Source organism: Novosphingobium sp. P6W (genome assembly GCF_000876675.2).
GTDB lineage: Bacteria > Pseudomonadota > Alphaproteobacteria > Sphingomonadales > Sphingomonadaceae > Novosphingobium.
On sequence record NZ_CP030352.1, the window covers coordinates 1,934,154 to 1,951,358 of the forward strand.

The 17,205-nt window shown below is 65.3% G+C and carries 14 protein-coding genes; 6 read left to right on the forward strand and 8 right to left on the reverse strand.

Annotated elements, in window-relative coordinates; translation table 11 throughout:
- Positions 1-123: 123 nt before the first annotated feature.
- The 5 genes from TQ38_RS09450 to dusB form a co-directional block, all read right to left on the reverse strand.
- Positions 124-1,527: a sigma-54 dependent transcriptional regulator gene (locus tag TQ38_RS09450; protein ID WP_043973178.1), complete on the reverse strand. Its 1,404-nt coding sequence runs from the start codon at positions 1,525-1,527 to the stop codon at positions 124-126.
- Between the two features lie 64 nt (positions 1,528-1,591).
- A complete protein-coding gene (locus TQ38_RS09455) occupies positions 1,592-3,769 on the reverse strand; it encodes a HAMP domain-containing histidine kinase (protein ID WP_043973176.1) in 2,178 nt (725 codons plus the stop codon).
- A gap of 111 nt (positions 3,770-3,880) precedes the next feature.
- A complete protein-coding gene (locus TQ38_RS09460; RefSeq protein ID WP_043973503.1) occupies positions 3,881-5,347 on the reverse strand; it encodes a sigma-54 dependent transcriptional regulator in 1,467 nt (488 codons plus the stop codon).
- Positions 5,347-6,480 carry a nitrogen regulation protein NR(II) gene (locus TQ38_RS09465; RefSeq protein WP_043973174.1) on the reverse strand — a complete coding sequence of 378 codons (1,134 nt, stop codon included), beginning with the start codon at positions 6,478-6,480 and terminating at the stop codon, positions 5,347-5,349. Before TQ38_RS09465 ends, TQ38_RS09460 begins: the two co-directional genes overlap by 1 nt.
- Entirely contained in the window at positions 6,477-7,517 is a 1,041-nt protein-coding gene (gene dusB, locus TQ38_RS09470) for a tRNA dihydrouridine synthase DusB (RefSeq protein ID WP_043973172.1), read from the reverse strand. Before dusB ends, TQ38_RS09465 begins: the two co-directional genes overlap by 4 nt.
- An 80-nt stretch (positions 7,518-7,597) precedes the next feature.
- On the opposite strand from dusB, the gene TQ38_RS09475 reads away from it, so the two are divergent.
- From TQ38_RS09475 to TQ38_RS09485, 3 genes are read left to right on the forward strand one after another with little or no spacing between them, the layout of a single operon-like run.
- Positions 7,598-8,779: a bifunctional 2-C-methyl-D-erythritol 4-phosphate cytidylyltransferase/2-C-methyl-D-erythritol 2,4-cyclodiphosphate synthase gene (locus tag TQ38_RS09475; protein ID WP_043973169.1), complete on the forward strand. Its 1,182-nt coding sequence runs from the start codon at positions 7,598-7,600 to the stop codon at positions 8,777-8,779.
- Between the two features lie 16 nt (positions 8,780-8,795).
- Positions 8,796-9,323 carry a hypothetical protein gene (locus tag TQ38_RS09480; RefSeq protein ID WP_043973166.1) on the forward strand — a complete coding sequence of 176 codons (528 nt, stop codon included), beginning with the start codon at positions 8,796-8,798 and terminating at the stop codon, positions 9,321-9,323.
- A gap of 13 nt (positions 9,324-9,336) precedes the next feature.
- Positions 9,337-9,837, forward strand: a complete 501-nt coding sequence (locus tag TQ38_RS09485; protein ID WP_043973164.1) for a CinA family protein — start codon at positions 9,337-9,339, stop codon at positions 9,835-9,837.
- 43 nt (positions 9,838-9,880) lie between these two features.
- Here the strand turns inward: TQ38_RS09485 and TQ38_RS09490 are convergent, their stop codons facing one another.
- Both TQ38_RS09490 and lipA read right to left on the reverse strand, forming a co-directional pair.
- Positions 9,881-10,327, reverse strand: coding sequence for a type II toxin-antitoxin system RatA family toxin (locus TQ38_RS09490; RefSeq protein ID WP_043973162.1), 447 nt, complete (start codon positions 10,325-10,327; stop codon positions 9,881-9,883).
- A 4-nt stretch (positions 10,328-10,331) separates the two neighbouring features.
- Complete coding sequence (gene lipA / locus TQ38_RS09495) at positions 10,332-11,285, reverse strand: lipoyl synthase (RefSeq protein WP_043973160.1); 954 nt, start codon at positions 11,283-11,285, stop codon at positions 10,332-10,334.
- Positions 11,286-11,380: 95 nt separating this feature from the next.
- Between lipA and TQ38_RS09500 the strand changes: the two genes are divergently transcribed.
- Positions 11,381-12,022, forward strand: a complete 642-nt coding sequence (locus tag TQ38_RS09500; RefSeq protein ID WP_043973158.1) for a carbonic anhydrase — start codon at positions 11,381-11,383, stop codon at positions 12,020-12,022.
- 92 nt (positions 12,023-12,114) lie between these two features.
- Here the strand turns inward: TQ38_RS09500 and TQ38_RS09505 are convergent, their stop codons facing one another.
- Positions 12,115-13,461: a hypothetical protein gene (locus TQ38_RS09505; RefSeq protein ID WP_043973155.1), complete on the reverse strand. Its 1,347-nt coding sequence runs from the start codon at positions 13,459-13,461 to the stop codon at positions 12,115-12,117.
- 314 nt (positions 13,462-13,775) lie between these two features.
- Between TQ38_RS09505 and gyrA the strand changes: the two genes are divergently transcribed.
- Positions 13,776-16,550 carry a DNA gyrase subunit A gene (gene gyrA, locus TQ38_RS09510; RefSeq protein ID WP_043973153.1) on the forward strand — a complete coding sequence of 925 codons (2,775 nt, stop codon included), beginning with the start codon at positions 13,776-13,778 and terminating at the stop codon, positions 16,548-16,550.
- Positions 16,547-16,897 carry a DUF952 domain-containing protein gene (locus TQ38_RS09515; protein WP_043973150.1) on the forward strand — a complete coding sequence of 117 codons (351 nt, stop codon included), beginning with the start codon at positions 16,547-16,549 and terminating at the stop codon, positions 16,895-16,897. The genes gyrA and TQ38_RS09515 overlap by 4 nt, the downstream gene beginning before the upstream one ends.
- The last annotated feature ends 308 nt before the right edge of the window (positions 16,898-17,205 follow it).

Genomic DNA, 17,205 nt, shown 5'->3' on the forward strand with positions numbered 1-17,205 from the left:
CGCCGTTCTCGAATCAGAAACTACCGATTTGCTGCAGTGCAGTAAACGGCATTTTTGTAGCAAAAATGTTACAGCGCGAGAATTATCATCGCGACTGCCTTGTTAATTACAATTTCCGTATCGTCAGAGCGCTTCGTCGGCGTCCGTTTCGTCGTCGCGTCGTTCCGACATGCCAAGCAGCTTGAGCTTGCGGTGAAGCGCCGATCGCTCCATCCCGATGAAGGCGGCCGTTTTCGAGATATTGCCGGAAAACCGGCGAATCTGGACGCGCAGGTATTCACGTTCGAAACTTTCGCGGGCCTCACGCAGCGGTGCGCTCATCATCACGGTGGCGCCGGCGTCGGCCCCTCCCCGGCTGTTGAAAATTTCCGGTGGCAACATGTCGCCCTCGATCCGCGCCAGCTTTTCGCGCGGTGCCATAATGACGGTGCGCTCCACGACATTGCGCAACTGGCGCACGTTACCGGGCCATTCGTAGGCCTGGAGTGCTGTCATCGCCTCATTGCTGACCTGCGGCGGGGCAACACCCTGTTCGTTGGCATAGCGGGCGAAGAAATGGTCGATCAGCGCGGGAATGTCGTCGCGGCGTTCGCGCAGCGCGGGGATCGAGACCGGGACCACATTGAGGCGGTAGAACAGGTCTTCGCGGAAGCGGCGTTCGGCGATCTCTTTTTCGAGGTCGCGCGAAGTGGAGGAGACGACGCGAACGTCGACACGGATCTGGCGGGTGCCGCCCACGCGCACGAAAGCCTGATCGGTCAGCACACGCAGGATGCGGGCCTGGGTGGAGAGCGGCATGTCGGCCACCTCGTCGAAGTAGAGCGTGCCGCTGTCCGCCGTTTCCAGCAGGCCGGGGCGGATCAGCGCGCCGTCGGCCTCTTCGCCGAACAGTTCCTGCTCGAAACGTTCGGGGGTGATGCGGGCGGAATTGACGCTGACGAAGGCGTTGTCGGCGCGCGGGCTCCAGGCGTGCAGCAGGCGTGCGGCCACTTCCTTGCCCGAACCGGCGGGGCCGGTGATCAGCAGCCGGCTGCCGGTGTTGGCGATGCGCTTCAGCGTAGCGCGGACCTGGTTGATCGCGCCGCTGGACCCGGTGAACTCCTCCGATCCGGTGAAGCCCTGCCCTTGCTTGAGCTGCGCGTTTTCACGGCGCAGGCGCTCGGTTTCGGTGGCGCGGCCGACGAGGTGGAGCAGCTTTTCGGCTTCGAACGGCTTCTCGATGAAGTCCACCGCGCCGCGGCTGATCGCGGCGACCGCGGTGTCGATGTTGCCGTGGCCGGAGAAGATGATGACCGGCAGTTCGGGTTCGCGCGACTTGATCGCATCAAGCACCTCGAGGCCGTCCATCGGGCTGCCGTGGAGCCATACGTCGAGCAGGACGAGCGAGGGGCGGCGGGCGTCGACTGCGGCAAGTGCAGCCTCGCTGTCGCCGGCGGTGCGGCATTCGTAGCCTTCGTCGCTCAGTACGCCGGCGACCAGTTCGCGGATATCGCGTTCATCGTCGACGATCAGGATTTCGAGTGCCATGGGCTTTTCTTCTTCGTCTTGAGGTCGTTTGTTGCGGGGCTGGCGATGGTGGGGATGAAGGCGGTCACTGCGCGGCCTCGGTCTTGCGGCCCTGGTCGAGGGCCATCGGATCGTGGGCGAAGCGCATTGTCACTGTGGTGCCGCCGCCTTGCGCGGCGGTGAACGTCATTTCGCCGCCGTGTTCCTCGATGATCTTGTTGACGATCGCGAGGCCCAGGCCAGTGCCCTTCTCGCGCGTGGTGACGTAAGGTTCAATCAGGCGCTCCTTGTCCTGCGACAGGCCGATGCCGTTGTCGGTTACGCGCACGAGGATCGAATGTTCGTGATCGACAACCTCGACCGAAATCGCGCCGCGGTAGCCTTCGTCAGCCGTCTTGGCCTTGGCTTCGATAGCTTCGACGGCGTTCTTGAGGACGTTCGTCATCGCCTGGCCGAACTGATGGCGGTCGCAGTCGATTGTCCCGATGTCGCGGTCGGCGCTGAAGGCGAAATCGATGTGCGGACGGGCGACTTCCTGCAGGAACAGCGCTTGGCGGGTGAGCGCGGCCGGGTCCTCGGCCCGGAACACCGGCTTGGGCAGTCGCGCGAAGGACGAGAACTCGTCGACCATCTTGCGCAGTTCCCCAACCTGCCGGATGATCGTGCGGGTAAGGTCCTGGAACAGCTCTGGATTGTCGGTGATCTGCTTGAGGTAACGGCGGCTCAGGCGTTCTGTCGCCAGCTGGATCGGGGTGAGCGGATTCTTGATCTCGTGGGCGATGCGCCGCGCCACGTCGGACCAGGCGGCAGTGCGCTGGTCGAGCAACTGGCGGGTGATATCCTCGAAGGTTATGACATAGCCGGTGGCGTCCCGGCTGGTCTTGACCGCCAGCGTGAGCAGGTCGCCGCCGCGATTGTACTGGACGATACCATCGGAAGAACCCTGCTCCACCAGAGCCGCGATCGGCGGCGCCAGTTCCGCGATCGGCATGCCTTCGGGCACTTCGCCGCTGCGGTCGGTCAGCAGCTTCTGCGCGGTGCTGTTCATCAGCAGGATACGGCCCTGGTCGTCGAGTGAGACGATGCCCGAAGTGACCGATTCCAGCACCGCCTCGATGAACAGGCGGCGTTCGTGAAGCTGGCGGTTTGCGCCCAGCAAGGCCTGGGTCTGCTTTTCGATCTGCCCGGTCATGCGGTTGAACGCGCGGTTGAGCAGGCCGATCTCGTCGGCGCCGGTGCGCCCTTCGATGCGCAAGGCATAGTTGCCCGCGCCCACCCGCCGTGCCGCGTCGACAAGCTCGTAAAGCGGCGCTACCTGCCTGTCGGCAAAGCGCAGCGCGAACCACACGGCAAGTCCGACGAGCGCCAGCGAGGCGACGAACAGCGCGACGTTAAAGCGCAGCTGGAGAACGCGGGCGCGGCTAGTCAGGACCTCATAGGCCTGCACGATGTTTTCGGCCCGCTCGCCCTGACCGAGCGAGAGAAGATCGGAACTGCGGATGACGAGCAGATAGACGCCGGACGACCGGTCGATTGGCGCGGCAGCGACGATGCGGTTGTCCATCGCGGTGGCGACATAAGGCTCGCCCTTGTCGAGCCGGGCCAGGACGTCCTGGCTGATGCGATTGTTCTCCGCCTGGTTATCGGGATCGGCGATGATCGGGGTGCGCTGGTTTCCCTCCCCGTCGATCTGGATGATGGCGGCGAAGCTGAGGTTACGCCGGACGACCTGGAACGAGAGAAATTCCTGGAAACGACGGCTGGCGACGGGGTTGGTAGTCAACACCTCGCGCGAGTTCTGGGCCATCGCCACCGATTCGTACCCGACATCGCGCAGGGTCTGTTCGTAGTAGCCGCGCGCCAGCTTGTTGGCATTTTCCAGCAATCCGCGCGAACTGTCGGAGAACCAGAACTCGACGCCGGACTGGAACAGCCACGATGCGAAGACCACGACGAGCAAGGTCGGCACGGCGGAAATCAGCGAGAAGATGAACACCAGCCGCACGTGCATCTGCCCGGTGCCGCCGATGCTTTCGGCCGCGCGGCGCAGCGCCATGCGGCGGCCCAGCAACACCAGGATCGCCATGGCCGGCACCAGCGTGCCGACCAGCAGACTGGCCGTGAGGTTGGAGGGCAACAGTTCCCGCTTGTCGCCGCCGTTGTTCAGGGCGACCCATGTCGCCACCGTCATCGTCAGGAACGCGGCAACCGAAATCACTTCCATGAAGGCGAAAATGTTCGCCCGGCGCGCAGCTACCTGCATGCGCCGCCACCAGCGCGGCCAAGTGCGTTTCTGGGGTGAACTATCCGTCATCGTTGCAGCGTTACAACAGCACTGTGGCCGCGCTGCAAGAGGGAATCCACCAACTCGATATTACGGTCGACGAGTGAATTCCTCAGGATCGAGCGACAGTTCGCCAAGGCGCTTGCGCAAGGTGTTGCGATTGATCCCCAGTGCCTGCGCGGCGCGCAGTTGGTTGCCCGCGGTTTCCTTCAGCACTTCGGCGAAAAGCGGGCGTTCGAAGGCGGCCATGGCGCTGTCGTAGATAGTGCCGCTGGCCGGGCGGGTGGCCGAGAGCCATTGTGCGACCGCTGCGGCGATGTCGCCCGGGGCGTGAGCAGGGCCGCTCGTCGATGCGCCGTGATCGGCGTCCTCACCCATGCCGGTCGCAGTCGCCGTGGGCTCGGGAGTCAGCAGCGGCAAGACCTGATCGACGTCGATGAGGTCCTCGCGCGCCAGCAGGGCCATGCGATAGATGAAGTTCTTCAGTTCCCGCACGTTGCCTCGCCAGGGCTGGCGGCTGAGCAGTTCGGCGGCTTCTGCCGTCAGCTGGCGGCGCGGCAGGCCTTCGTTCGCGGCGTGCTGGAGGAAATGGCGCGCAAGCACGTCGATGTCGTCGCGCCGGTCGCGCAAGGGGGGCATGTGGATCGGCACCACATTGAGGCGGTAGTACAAGTCCTCGCGGAAGCGCCCGGCGGCGATTTCCGGCTCAAGGTCCTTGTTGGTCGCGGCAACGATGCGGGTGTCGAGCTGGATTTCCTCGCGCCCGCCGACGCGGCGTACCGAGCCGGACTGGAGTGCGCGCAGCAGGCGGGTCTGGGCCTGCATCGGCATGTCGCCGATTTCGTCGAGGAACAGGGTGCCGCCCGCCGCCTGCTCGAACTTGCCGACATGGCGCGCGACGGCGCCGGTGAAGGCGCCCTTCTCGTGCCCGAACAATTCGCTCTCGATCAGTTCAGCGGGGATCGCGGCGGTGTTCACGGCGATGAACGGACCGCTGCGGCGATTGCCGAGCTGGTGGATCGCCTCTGCGACGAGTTCCTTGCCGGTGCCCGATTCGCCCAGGATCAGCACCGTCAGGTCGTTGCGCAGTACCCGCGTGATCATGCGGAAGACCGATTGCATCGCGGTGCTCCGGCCCACTAGCGGCAGCCCGTCCGCGACCGGCTCCTCACCTTCCAGCTGGCTCTGCGTCGCCCCGGCGGCCTGGCGCACGGTGCGCGCCAGTTCGTCGATGTCGAAGGGCTTGGGGAAGTATTCGAAAGCGCCGGTATCGGTGGCGCGCACGGCGGTATCGAGCGTGTTCTGGGCCGAGAGGATCACGATCGGCATATCGGGATGAAGCGCGCGGACGCGGCCGATCGTCTCGATGCCGTCGCCGTCGGGCAGCATTACATCGGTGACGAAGGCAGCGAAGCCGTGTTCGGCCAGCTGCCGGTCGCGTTCTGCGATGGTCTGGCAATGGACGACGGCAAAGCCCTCGTCCTCCAGCGCCGCCGTGATGACTATGGCGATGGACATGTCGTCCTCGAGCAGCAGGACGCGCCGCGAATGAGGCATCATGCCGGCTTCCTTCTCACGCGGGTGCGTGTTTCCCGCGCGAGCGGCAGGTGGATGCGAAAGTGCGTCAGCCCGGTCTCGTCGTCCCGGTCGTGAGTGATGCGCCCGTTCATGTCGCGTACCAGTTTGCGGACCAGCGGCAGGCCAAGCCCCTGCCCGGACTTCTTGGTGGTGACGAACGGTTCGAAGATGTGATCGCGCATGGCCGGATCGATGCCGGCGCCATTGTCGCTCACCCGCACTTCGATCGGAAGGCGCAGCGGCGTGTCGTGGTCGCCGGTCTGAAGCTGGAGGCCGCTGGCGAAACGGGTGCGGATGGTCACGCGCGGTTGACCGCCGTCCCGCGCCGCGTCCTGACTGGCTTCGGCGGCGTTGGAAAGCAGGTTTATCATCACCTGCACCAGTCCATCGGGGCTGCCCAGAACCGAGGGGAGCGAAGGGTCGAATTCCTCGATCAGGCGGAACCGGCGCGCGCCCTCCCCGTTCGCGGCATCGAGCACGTCGATCGCGCGGCGGGCGGCCTCATGGAGGTTGCAGGGCTCGACCGGAGGGGTGGTGCGCCCGCTCAGCTTCTGCATCCGCTCGATCAGGGCGGCTATGCGGTCCACCTCCCCGGTGATGAGGTCGGTCAGCGCGCGGTCCCGGTCATCAAGCTTGCGGGCAAGAAGCTGCGCCGCGCCGCGAATGCCGGCGAGCGGGTTCTTGATCTCGTGCGCCATGATCTCGGGGCCGCGCAGGACTGCGTTGTCCGGGCCGCCGGAATCGTCGCCCAGTGCATCGGCGGCGGTGTTGTCGTGAATGGTCAGCAGCCGCCAGCCCGGTGTGTCCGCCACCGGCGCCACGTTGATGTCGACCCGGCGCGCGCCCTTGCCCTTGAGTTCGACGACGACTTCGCGCGCGGAAACCGGAGTTTCGTAATCGTCGAGACGGTCGACCAGACGGCGGTCGGAAATCGACACGATCTCACGCAGGGGAACGCCGATAAGCCGGCGTGCGGACTGGCCGAAGAACTGCTCCGCCGCCGGGTTGAGCGAGGCGATCTTCAGCCCCGGTTCGAGCAGCACGACAGCTTGCGGCAGGCTGGCGAGCAGCCGCTGGGCTTCGGGAACGGGCGTGCCCGGGGCCAGGCTCATGCGGCGTGAAGCTGCCCGCTAGCCGCATCGCCGCCGTCGCGGTACGGCGCGTAAAATTCGGCAAGTTCGCGAAGGACTTCATCGGGATCGCTGATGAAGTTCACCTTGTTTCTGAACTCGGCAGAGCCGCGCACGCCCTTGATATACCAGCCAAGGTGCTTGCGGGCCATGCGCACGCCGGTGTCGGCGCCGTAATGGGCCAGCATGTCCTCGTAGTGAGCGCGCATGATTTCGTACTGCTCACCGATGGTGGGGTCTGCGGCGACTTCGGCGCCGCGCCACCATTGCATCACCTGCGCAAGGAACCACGGGCGGCCATAAGCGCCGCGCCCGATCATGAGGCCATCCGCGCCGGACTGTTCCAGCGCCTTGGAGGCATCCTCCACCGTGCAGATGTCGCCGTTGACGATGACCGGGATCGAAACCGCGTCCTTCACGCTCTGCACGAAGGCCCAGTCGGCCTCGCCCTTGTACATCTGGTTGCGGGTGCGGCCGTGGACGGTAATCATCTGTGCGCCCAGATCCTCGGCGATCCGCGCGAGTTCGGGAGCGTTGAGGCTATCGTGGCACCAGCCCATGCGCATCTTCACGGTGACCGGCACCTTCACCGCCTTGACGGTGGCCTCGATCAGCTTGGTCGCCAACGGCACCTGACGCATCAGCGCGGAACCGGCGTCGCCATTGACGACCTTGCGCACCGGGCAACCCATGTTGATGTCGATGATCGCGGCGCCCTGCCCTTCGACCAGCTTGGCGGCTTCGGCCATCTGTTCGGGATCGCAGCCGACAAGCTGCATCGCGACGGGTTCCTCGATCACGTCCCACATCGCCTTTTGCAGCGATACCCGCGTCTCGCGGATGGCCGCCGGGCTGGCGATCATCTCGGTGACGTTGAGGCCCGAGCCGAAGCCGCGCACCATCCTGCGGAACGGCAGGTCCGATACGCCCGTCATCGGCGCGAGCACGACCGGGCAGTCGATCGTCACGGGACCGACCTGAATGGGCTTGAGTGCCGGGGGATTGGGCAAGTGAGTCATGGTTCGCGCAATACTGCCTAAAAAACAGGCAGCGCATAGTGGATTGCCCTTGTGCGGGCAAGCGATTACCGGCGAGAACAATGTCGCAATTCGTTTCAGAAGCCCCGAAACCTACGGGAGAGCGCGCGGTGGCAGCCGTTGCCGCGCTGGTCGTCGCTGCCGGACAAGGCCTTCGCGCCGGTCAACCGGTGCCCAAGCAGTTCGCTTTGTGGCGCGGCAAGCCGGTGGTCCGCCATTCGGTGGAGGCGCTGGCGGCGGCGGGTTGTTCGCCGATCCTGGTGGTCATTCCGCAAGGCGCCGATGCAATCGCGCGTGAGGCTCTGGCGGGGATCGCCGGGGTGCAATTTACCGCAGGCGGGGCGACGCGGCAGGCATCGGTGCGGCTTGGGCTTGAAGTGCTGGTCGGGGCCGCGCCGGACAGCGTGCTGATCCATGACGCCGCCCGGCCGCTGCTGCCCGCTGAGGTCGTCGCGCGGCTGATCGAGGCGCTGGAGCGTCACCGGGGCGCGATCCCGGTGCTGCCGGTGGTCGACAGCCTCGCCCACGCGGAACACGGCGATATCATGGGCGCTCCGGCCCGGCGCGAGGATCTGCGCCGGGTGCAGACCCCGCAGGCGTTCCGTTTCGAGGATATTCTCGCCGCTCACCGTGAATGGGACGGCGCTGCCGCCGCCGGGGACGATGCGCAAGTGGCGCAGGCCTGGGGCATGGAAATCGCCTTCGTCGAAGGGGACGAAATCTTGCACAAGTTGACTTACGCCGCCGACTTCGCTCCCTCGCAGCCGCTGGTGCGGGTGGGCACCGGCTATGACGTCCACGCGCTGGAGGAAAGCGAGGAACTGTGGCTCTGCGGCGTGCGCATCGCGCATACCCACGGCCTTTCCGGCCACAGCGACGCCGACGTGGCGATCCATGCGCTGGTCGATGCGATGCTCGGCGCGGTGGGGGCGGGCGATATCGGCCAGCACTTCCCGCCCAGCGACCCGCAGTGGAAAGGCGCGGCCTCCGACCGCTTCCTCGCCCATGCCGGGAAGCTGGTGGCGGAGGCGGGCTACGGCCTGGGTAATGCGGACGTGACGATCATCTGCGAAGCGCCCAAGATCGGCCCGCACCGCGAGGCCATGCGCGCGCGGCTTGCGCAGGTGCTCGACGTTGACATCGCCGCCATCAGCGTGAAGGCAACCACCACCGAGAAGCTGGGTTTCACCGGAAGACGCGAAGGCATCGCCGCACAGGCCGCCGTCAGCCTGATCCGGCTTTAGAACAGGACTATTTTTCATGCACGCATTCGTCAGGACCATCGCCTTCGCGGCCAGCATGACGCCCGGCCTCGCCATGGCCGCCGCGCCGGTGTGCATCACCAAGAAGGAGGCGACCGCGCTGATCGCCTATGCCCTGCCGCAGGCCATCAACGGCACCGCCAAGCGCTGCGCCCCCTCCCTGCCCGCCGATGCCTTCCTGCGCCGTCAGGGGCCGCAGCTGGCCGCGCGCTATTCCGGGCAGAAGGACCGCTACTGGGCGCAGGCCCGCCCCGCCTTCATGAAAACGCTGGGCGCCGAAGGCAACGGTTCGGCCGACATGGTGCGCAATCTTCCCGATGAGACGGTGCGCCAGCTGGCCGACGTATTCGTGGAAGGGTTCGTTTCGCAGCGCATCGCGGTGAAGTCCTGCACCAAGCTGGACCTCGCGATCGACCTGCTCTCGCCGCTGCCGCCCGAGAACACCGCGGGCCTTATCGCGCTGAGCCTCGAAGTCGCCAGCGCGGCCGATCCCAAGCTGGGCAAAGTCGCCCTGTGCCGCAGCTGATCTAAGGACCATCATGGCCACCAACCCGTTCTTCCCCGAAGACCTCTTCGCCCTCGCCCAGCGCGTGATCGACGAGAACAAGGCGCTGGGCCGCACCGTGGCGCTGGCCGAAAGCTGCACCGGCGGACTGGTCTGCGCGGCGCTGACCGAGATTCCCGGCTCGTCGGCCGTGCTCGATCGCGGTTTCGTTACCTATTCCAACGACTCCAAGATGGAAATGCTGGGCGTCCATTCGGACATCATCGATTCGTTCGGCGCGGTATCGCCGGCAACGGCCTGGGCGATGGCGCAGGGCGCGATCAAGAAGAGCAAAGCCGACGTGGCCGTCGCCATCAGTGGCATTGCCGGGCCCGAAGGCGGGAGCGAGATGAAGCCGGTGGGAACGGTGGTATTCGCCTGCGCCCGCCGCGGCGAGGAAGACGTCAATGCCGAGCAGAAACTGCTCGAAGGCAAGACCCGCGCTGAAATCCGGCATCAGGCGGCGATTATCGCACTGGAACTGCTACTGCCCTGAGCGGGGGGGCAGGTGCCTGCCTGCAACATACTCCAAACCCCGCTCAGCCTTCCTGCGGCAACCCGTAAAGTTCCGAGGCGCGCGTTTCGAACGCGGCGACCATCTTGCGGAAGGCCTTGTCGAAATATTGCCCCGCCAGCTTCTCGAACAGCGCATTGCGGAACGAGAACTTCACGTCGAACTCGATGTCGCAGGCGTGATCGCTCACCGGGTGGAAAGTCCAGCGGTTGTCGAGATCGCGCATCGGGCCGTCGACGTAATGGACGCGAATCTCGCGCGGGCGTTCCTTCTCGACGCGCGAGGTGAACTTCTCGCGCAGCGCCTTGAAGCCGACGAGCATGTCGGCGACCATCTCGGTGCCGTCGTCCGACTTCACGCGGGTGGCGACCACCCAGGGCAGGAATTCCTGATAGCGGCCGACATCGGCCACCAGGTCGAACATCTGCTCGGCGCTGTAGGGAAGGCGGTAAACTTCGTGAATGCCGGGCACGGGATCAGGCCTTCACGCCGACCTGCGCCGCTTTTGCCAGCTTCGCTTCACGCGCCGCGCGCATTTCGGCGAAATCGGCACCGGCGTGATAGCTGGAGCGCGTCAGCGGCGAGGCGGCGACCTGCAGGAAGCCCTTGGCGCGGGCGATGGCGCCGTAAGCCTTGAACGCCTGCGGGGTCACGAATTCCTTGACCTCGGCATGCTTGGGCGTAGGGCGCAGGTACTGGCCCATGGTGAGAAAATCGATGTCGGCGCAGCGCATGTCGTCCATCACCTGATGGATTTCGAGGCGCTCCTCGCCCAGCCCCAGCATCACGCCGGACTTGGTGAAGATCGACGGATCGTGGCGCTTCACCTCTTCGAGCAGCCGCAGCGAGGCGTAATAACGCGCGCCGGGGCGGATGGTAGGGTAAAGGCGGGGCACGGTTTCGAGATTGTGGTTGTAGACGTCCGGGCGCGCCATGACGATCGCTTCGACCGCGCGCTGCATCTTGTTGCGGAAATCGGGCGTCAGGATCTCGATCGTGGTCGAGGGAGTCGCGGCGCGGATCGCCTCGATCACCTTCACGAACTGCGAGGCGCCGCCGTCGGGCAGGTCGTCGCGGTCGACCGAGGTGATGACAATGTGCTCAAGCCCTGTCTTCAGTGCCAGTTCGGCGACGTTCGCTGGCTCTGCCGGATCGACGCGGCCGGGCATGCCGGTCTTCACGTTGCAAAAAGCGCAGGCGCGGGTGCAGGTATCGCCCAGGATCATCACCGTGGCGTGTTTTTTGGTCCAGCACTCCCCGATATTCGGGCAGGCGGCTTCCTCGCACACGGTAGTCAGCTTGAGGTCCCGCATCAGCTGGCGCGTCTCGCCGTAACCCTTGCTGGTCGGCGCCTTCACGCGAATCCAGTCCGGCTTGCGCTGGCGCTGCGGTGTTTCTTCGGGGGTCGGCACGGAAGAAAGATCGTTCATGCCGTTCAGATAGTCACATGTGCCCGCGCTTGCCAGTGCCAATATCCGGCGTATGGGAAAGCAGAAGTGTTCCCGCCCTGCAGGAGGCCCGATCGATGACCGAAGTGCTGAACCACCTTCTCGACGGCTATCACCGCTTCCGCACCACCGGCTGGTCGTCCAACCGCGAGCGCTGGGACCAGTTGGGCCAGGGCCAGTCGCCCGAAGTGATGGTGATCGCCTGCTCCGACAGCCGCGTCGATCCCAGCCAGATTTTCGACGTCGCCCCCGGCACGATCTTCGTGGTCCGTAACGTGGCCGCGCTGGTTCCGCCGTTTGAGACCACGCCCGGCCATCACGGCGTTTCCGCCGCGCTGGAATTCGCGGTGCAGGTGCTCAAGGTGAAGGAAGTCGTGGTGATGGGCCATGGACTGTGCGGCGGCTGCAAGGCCGCGCTGACGCAGGACCTCAAGGGCGCCGAAATCGGTCAGGGCGGCTTCGTGGCAGACTGGATCTCGATGCTCGACGAAGCGCGCGAGCCGGTCGCCGCAGCTTACGGCACGACCGGACGAGAAGCCGAGCGCGCGATGGAGCAGGCAGCGGTCAAGGTAAGCCTCGATAACCTGATGACCTTCCCTTGCGTGAAGACCAAGGTGGCCAGGGGCGAGTTGAAACTGCGCGGCGCGTTCTTCGCCATAGCCGACGGCGTGCTGCACCTGTTGGATGAAGATAGCGGCAAGTTCGCCCCGGTGGATTGAGGGGGCGGTAGCGCACCCTCCCCTTCACCCTTGCAGACAAACAAAAAGGGCGGCGGTTTCCCGTCGCCCTTTTCGCTGGTGATCGAAAAAGATCAGTTCGTGGCGGCAGGCGCCGTGGCAGCGGCCGGAGCCGATTTGCTCTTGGCGTAGGCCGACCACAGCTTGGCGACGGGCTGGCGGGTGCCGGTTACCTTCGCGAAGTTGGTCTGCGCATCCGCATACTTGCCCGAAAGCGTCTGCGACATGCCAAGGCGCAGCGCTACCTTGTTGGCATCCACGCCCGGCATCGAGATCGCCTTGGTGTAGAACGTCTCTGCCTTGGCGGGCTGGTCGTAGCTGAGGAACACGTCGCCGGCTGCAACCACCGTCGCGGTGGTGGCGCCAGCCTTGTTGGCATCGCGCTCGGTCGCGGGCAGCGAGGCCTTGTCACCCGCGACGCGGCCCTGCGAGTTCGACAGGTCGGCGCCGATTTCGGCCTGGGTCAGCTTGCCCTTGGCAAGGCCGTCCTGCATCACCTTGACCGCTTCGCCCGGGAAGGCGCGCGGGTCGACGTTCTCGATGTACTCGAAATAGTCGCGCTTTTCAGCCATGCCGCCGGTGACGAACATCAGGCGCATGAGATCGAGGTTCTGGTCGCGCGGCAGCGAGGAAAGCTGGCGGACGACCGAGATCGAGGTGCCCCAGCTCGACGGATAGTACTGGCCGAGAAGCGCTGCATACTCGGTCGAGGGCGCAAGCTGCTTGGCGGTGTAGGTCTGCTGCAGCACGTTGCGCAGCGCGGTTTCCGAAGGCGCGGTGCCCTTGGCCTGAGCTGCGGCCACATCGTCCTTGGCCATCTGCAGAGCGGCTTCGGGGTTGTTGTTGCGCTTGTAGGAATCGGCGAGGACGAGGTCCAGCTGGCCCGACGTATCGCTATATCCGCCATCCTTGGCAGCCTTCAGGTACTTGGCCGCATTGGCGTAGTCCTTGAGCTGGTAGGCGGTGATGCCCGAATCGTAGTTGGTGGTGCCCAGGGCGGCCGCATCGAGCTTGCCGCTTTCGAGCAGCATCATGTTGCCCTGCTGCTTGAGCGCGAGGTCCTTGGAGATGATGCCGAAGTTGCGCATCATCGAGCCGAGTGCATTCTTGTCGTCCGGCGTGGTGGCGACGGGCACTGCTGCTTGGAACGCGGCCTTGCCGTCACCGCCCGCAGCGGTATCGAACGCCTGCTTGGCAGCAGCCATCGCTTCGGGGGTCTGCTGACCGCCCAAGGCGGCAACTGCGGCTTCCATCGCTTTTTGAAGCGGCTGCGCGACCTTCACGAATTCCGGCGAGAACTTGCCGCCGGCGGCCTGCTTCTCTTTCTTGGCAGCCATTGCAGGCGTTGCGACCATGGCGGCCATTCCGCTTGAAAGGGCGACGGCGAGAGCGACACGGGAAACAAGGAACTTGCGAGCCATCTAGGCTAACTCCTCTCAAGACAAAACAAATCCTGCAGTGAGCAGGTCATATCCTGCCCGAAAGCAGGAAGAAAATGAGCGCCGCAGGGTTTGGCGGCGAATTGAACGATTGGCAACCTGCCCAGCAAAATAGGTGGGCGCCGTTGAACGCTCCTTGAATGCAATTCGTCGCACCCGTTCAGGGTTCCCATGCATATGTGTGGAAAACGCCGAACTGCCCCGCCCCGGCGGTGTGGTTCAGGTGGCATTCGCCCCGCGCATGTCCTAGGGCGGTCCATCAACCCTTTCCCACAGCAATCTGGCGACAGCAACGCGTGAGCGACGAGACCGACATCACCGAGCACACCGGCCCCGAGGGCGAATTCATCCGCGTCGACATCGTCGACGAGATGAAGACGAGCTATCTCGATTACGCGATGAGCGTGATCGTGAGCCGCGCGCTTCCCGACGTGCGCGACGGCCTTAAACCGGTCCACCGCCGCATTCTGTTCGCCAGCCAGGAAGGCGGCTTCGTTGCCGGGCGGCCTTATCGCAAGTCGGCGAAGATCGTCGGCGACGTCATGGGCAACTACCACCCCCACGGCGACAGCGCGATCTACGACGCTTTGGCGCGCATGACCCAGGACTGGTCGATGCGCCTGCCGCTGATCGACGGTCAGGGTAACTTCGGTTCGATGGACCCCGATCCGCCGGCCTCGATGCGCTATACCGAAGCGCGCCTGGCCCGGGTCGCCAATTCGCTGCTTGACGATCTCGACAAGGATACCGTCGATTTCGTCGACAACTATGATGGTTCGCGGCGCGAGCCTTCGGTGCTGCCCGCGAAATATCCCAACCTGCTGGTCAACGGCGCCGGCGGCATCGCGGTCGGCATGGCCACCAACATCCCGCCCCACAACCTGGGCGAGGTGATCGACGGCTGCTTCGCGATGATGGACAATCCCGCCATCACCGCGGAGGAACTGTTCCACATCATCCCCGGCCCCGATTTCCCGACCGCGCCGTTGATCCTGGGCCAGCACGGTGCACGCAATGCGTCGTACACCGGACGCGGCTCGATCGTGATGCGCTGCCGCCACCACGTCGAAGAAGCACGCGGCGCAAGCCGGGGTGCCCGCTCGATCGTGCTGACCAGCATTCCCTATCAGGTCGGGAAGTCCAACCTGGTCGAGAAGATCGCCGAAGCCGCCAAGGACAAGCGGATCGAAGGCGTCTCGGACATCCGCGACGAATCGAACCGCGAAGGCATGCGCGTGGTCGTTGACCTCAAGCGTGACGCCTCGCCCGAAGTGGTGCTCAACCAGATCTGGCGCAGCACCCCGGCGCAGTCCAACTTCGCCGCCAACATGCTGGCGATCCGTGGCGGCCGGCCCGAGATCATGTCGCTGCGCGACATTCTCCAAGCCTTCATCCAGTTCCGCGAGCAGGTTATCACCCGCCGCACCAAGTTCGAACTGAACAAGGCCCGCGAACGCGCGCACATCTTGCTCGGCCTGGTGGTCGCGGTCTCGAACATGGACGAGGTCGTGAAGATCATTCGCGGCGCGTCCAACCCGGCCGACGCGCGTGCCAAGCTGATCGCCAAGGAATGGCCGATCGGCGACATCGCGGCCTACATCCGCCTCGTCGAGGCGATCGAACCCGATGCCGAGCAGGCTGGCGGCAGCTACCGCCTGTCCGAAGCGCAGGTGAAGGCGATCCTCGACCTGCGCCTCCACCGCCTCACCGCGCTAGGCCGCGACGAGATCGGCGACGAACTCAAGGAACTGGCGGTCGCGATCGCCGGATTCCTCGAAATCCTGGCCGACCGCGTCAAACTTTACAACGTGATGCGCGGCGAACTTCAGGCTGTGCGTGATGCTTACGCCACCCCGCGCGTTTCCGAGATCACCGCCGCTTTCGATGGGATCGACGACGAAGACCTGATTGAGCGCGAGGACATGGTGGTGACCGTCACCATGGACGGCTACATCAAGCGCACCGCCCTCTCCACCTTCCGCGCGCAGAACCGGGGCGGCAAGGGCCGCGCCGGCATGGCGACGAAGGAAGAGGATGCCGTGACGACGATGTTCGTTACCTCCACGCACAACCCGGTGCTGTTTTTCTCCACTGCCGGCAAGGTCTACCGCCTCAAGGTCTACCGCCTGCCCGAAGGCGGTCCGACCACGCGCGGGCGCCCGATCGTCAACCTCCTGCCCGCGCTGGACAAGGACGAGACGATCCAGACGGTGCTCGCCCTGCCCGAGGACGAGACCGAGTGGAGCAAACTGTCGGTCGTGTTCGCCACGGCCAAGGGCAATGTGCGCCGTAACTCGATGGATTCCTTCGCGAATATCCCCAGCAACGGCAAGTTCGCGATGCGCTTCGACGAAGGCAGCGACGATCGACTGATCGGCGTCGCCCTGCTCGCGGCGGCGGACGACGTGCTGCTCGCCACCCGCAAGGGCCGCGCGATCCGCTTCGCCGGCGACGACGTGCGCGAATTCACGAGCCGCACTTCCACCGGCGTTCGCGGCATGACGCTCAAGGAAGACGACGAGGTCATCTCGCTGTCGATCCTGCACCGCGTCGGCACTGACGGCGAGGAGCGCGAGCAATACCTGCGCTTCGCCCCGTGGAAGGGCGAGAAGGAAGGCGAGTCCACCCTTGCGCCCGAACGCATGGAAGAACTGGCCGCGCGCGAACAGTTCATCCTCACCGTATGCGCCAATGGCTACGGCAAGATGTCCTCGGCCTACGAGTATCGCCGCACCGGACGCGGCGGCCAGGGCATCACCAATATCGACAACATCGGCCGTAACGGGCCGGTGGTGGCCAGCTTCCCGGCCACCCGTGCACAGCAACTGATGCTGGTCACCGACCAGGCCAAGCTGATCCGCCTGCCGCTCGATTCGCTGCGGGTCATCGGACGCGGGTCGGCAGGCGTGCGCCTGTTCACCGTATCGAACGACGAGCACGTCGTCAGCGCCGTGCGCCTCGACGAAGAGCCTCAGGACGACGTGGTCGCAGTGATCCCCGTGGCAGACGATGCGGCCGAAACGCCGGACATCGAAACCCCCGAGGCACCCGAAGCCGAGGGCGACGAGTGAGCGCGGCGGCGGATACCGTCGCCTACAAGATCCTGACCGGCGAGCAGCTTGCAAGGCTGCTCGCCGACGGGACTTTCGCCGGCGCTCCGGTGGACATCGCGGACGGGTATATCCACCTTTCCGCCGCGCCGCAGGCGCAGGGCACGCTGGACAAGCATTTCGCCGGGCAGGACGACCTGCATATCGCCGTGGTCGACCTGACCGCGCTGGGCGATGCGGTGAAGTGGGAAGTCTCGCGCGGGGGCGCATTGTTCCCGCACATCTACGCAGCCCTGCCGCTCTCGGCAGTCCTGTCGCACGCCCCGGTATCGCGGGACGATGCCGGAACCCTGCAACTCCCTCATTGACAATTATAACCAATTAGGTTATAAGCACCGACATCCGCAGCCCCGACGCGTAAGGGAAAGCGGTGTATCGGGTAGGCGCCGTGGGCCGGACGCGTGCGAAAGCCGTGGACCACGCCACCAGCGTCTGACCGGATCGGTTCACATACCCAGGTCCCCGCAATCGGCCCGCCTCCCACGAAGAGGGGGCTTCCCGGATGACCTTCTCGAAGCAGCGGCTTTTGCGAGTCCGCGTCGCCGCTTCGAACCGATCCGCAGGACCGAGCCGGGCTGTAGCAGCCGCTAACCGGCCGTTCGCACCAAAGGCTGCC

What these genes read in the sequence shown, in the direction of transcription:
- TQ38_RS09450 (WP_043973178.1), bottom strand. Translation starts at nt 1,527, where the DNA reads ATGGCACTCGAAATCCTGATCGTCGACGATGAACGCGATATCCGCGAA.
- TQ38_RS09455 (WP_043973176.1), bottom strand. Translation starts at nt 3,769, where the DNA reads ATGCAGGTAGCTGCGCGCCGGGCGAACATTTTCGCCTTCATGGAAGTG.
- TQ38_RS09460 (WP_043973503.1), bottom strand. Translation starts at nt 5,347, where the DNA reads ATGCCTCATTCGCGGCGCGTCCTGCTGCTCGAGGACGACATGTCCATC.
- TQ38_RS09465 (WP_043973174.1), bottom strand. Translation starts at nt 6,480, where the DNA reads ATGAGCCTGGCCCCGGGCACGCCCGTTCCCGAAGCCCAGCGGCTGCTC.
- dusB (WP_043973172.1), bottom strand. Translation starts at nt 7,517, where the DNA reads ATGACTCACTTGCCCAATCCCCCGGCACTCAAGCCCATTCAGGTCGGT.
- TQ38_RS09475 (WP_043973169.1), top strand. Translation starts at nt 7,598, where the DNA reads ATGTCGCAATTCGTTTCAGAAGCCCCGAAACCTACGGGAGAGCGCGCG.
- TQ38_RS09480 (WP_043973166.1), top strand. Translation starts at nt 8,796, where the DNA reads ATGCACGCATTCGTCAGGACCATCGCCTTCGCGGCCAGCATGACGCCC.
- TQ38_RS09485 (WP_043973164.1), top strand. Translation starts at nt 9,337, where the DNA reads ATGGCCACCAACCCGTTCTTCCCCGAAGACCTCTTCGCCCTCGCCCAG.
- lipA (WP_043973160.1), bottom strand. Translation starts at nt 11,285, where the DNA reads ATGAACGATCTTTCTTCCGTGCCGACCCCCGAAGAAACACCGCAGCGC.
- TQ38_RS09500 (WP_043973158.1), top strand. Translation starts at nt 11,381, where the DNA reads ATGACCGAAGTGCTGAACCACCTTCTCGACGGCTATCACCGCTTCCGC.
- TQ38_RS09505 (WP_043973155.1), bottom strand. Translation starts at nt 13,461, where the DNA reads ATGGCTCGCAAGTTCCTTGTTTCCCGTGTCGCTCTCGCCGTCGCCCTT.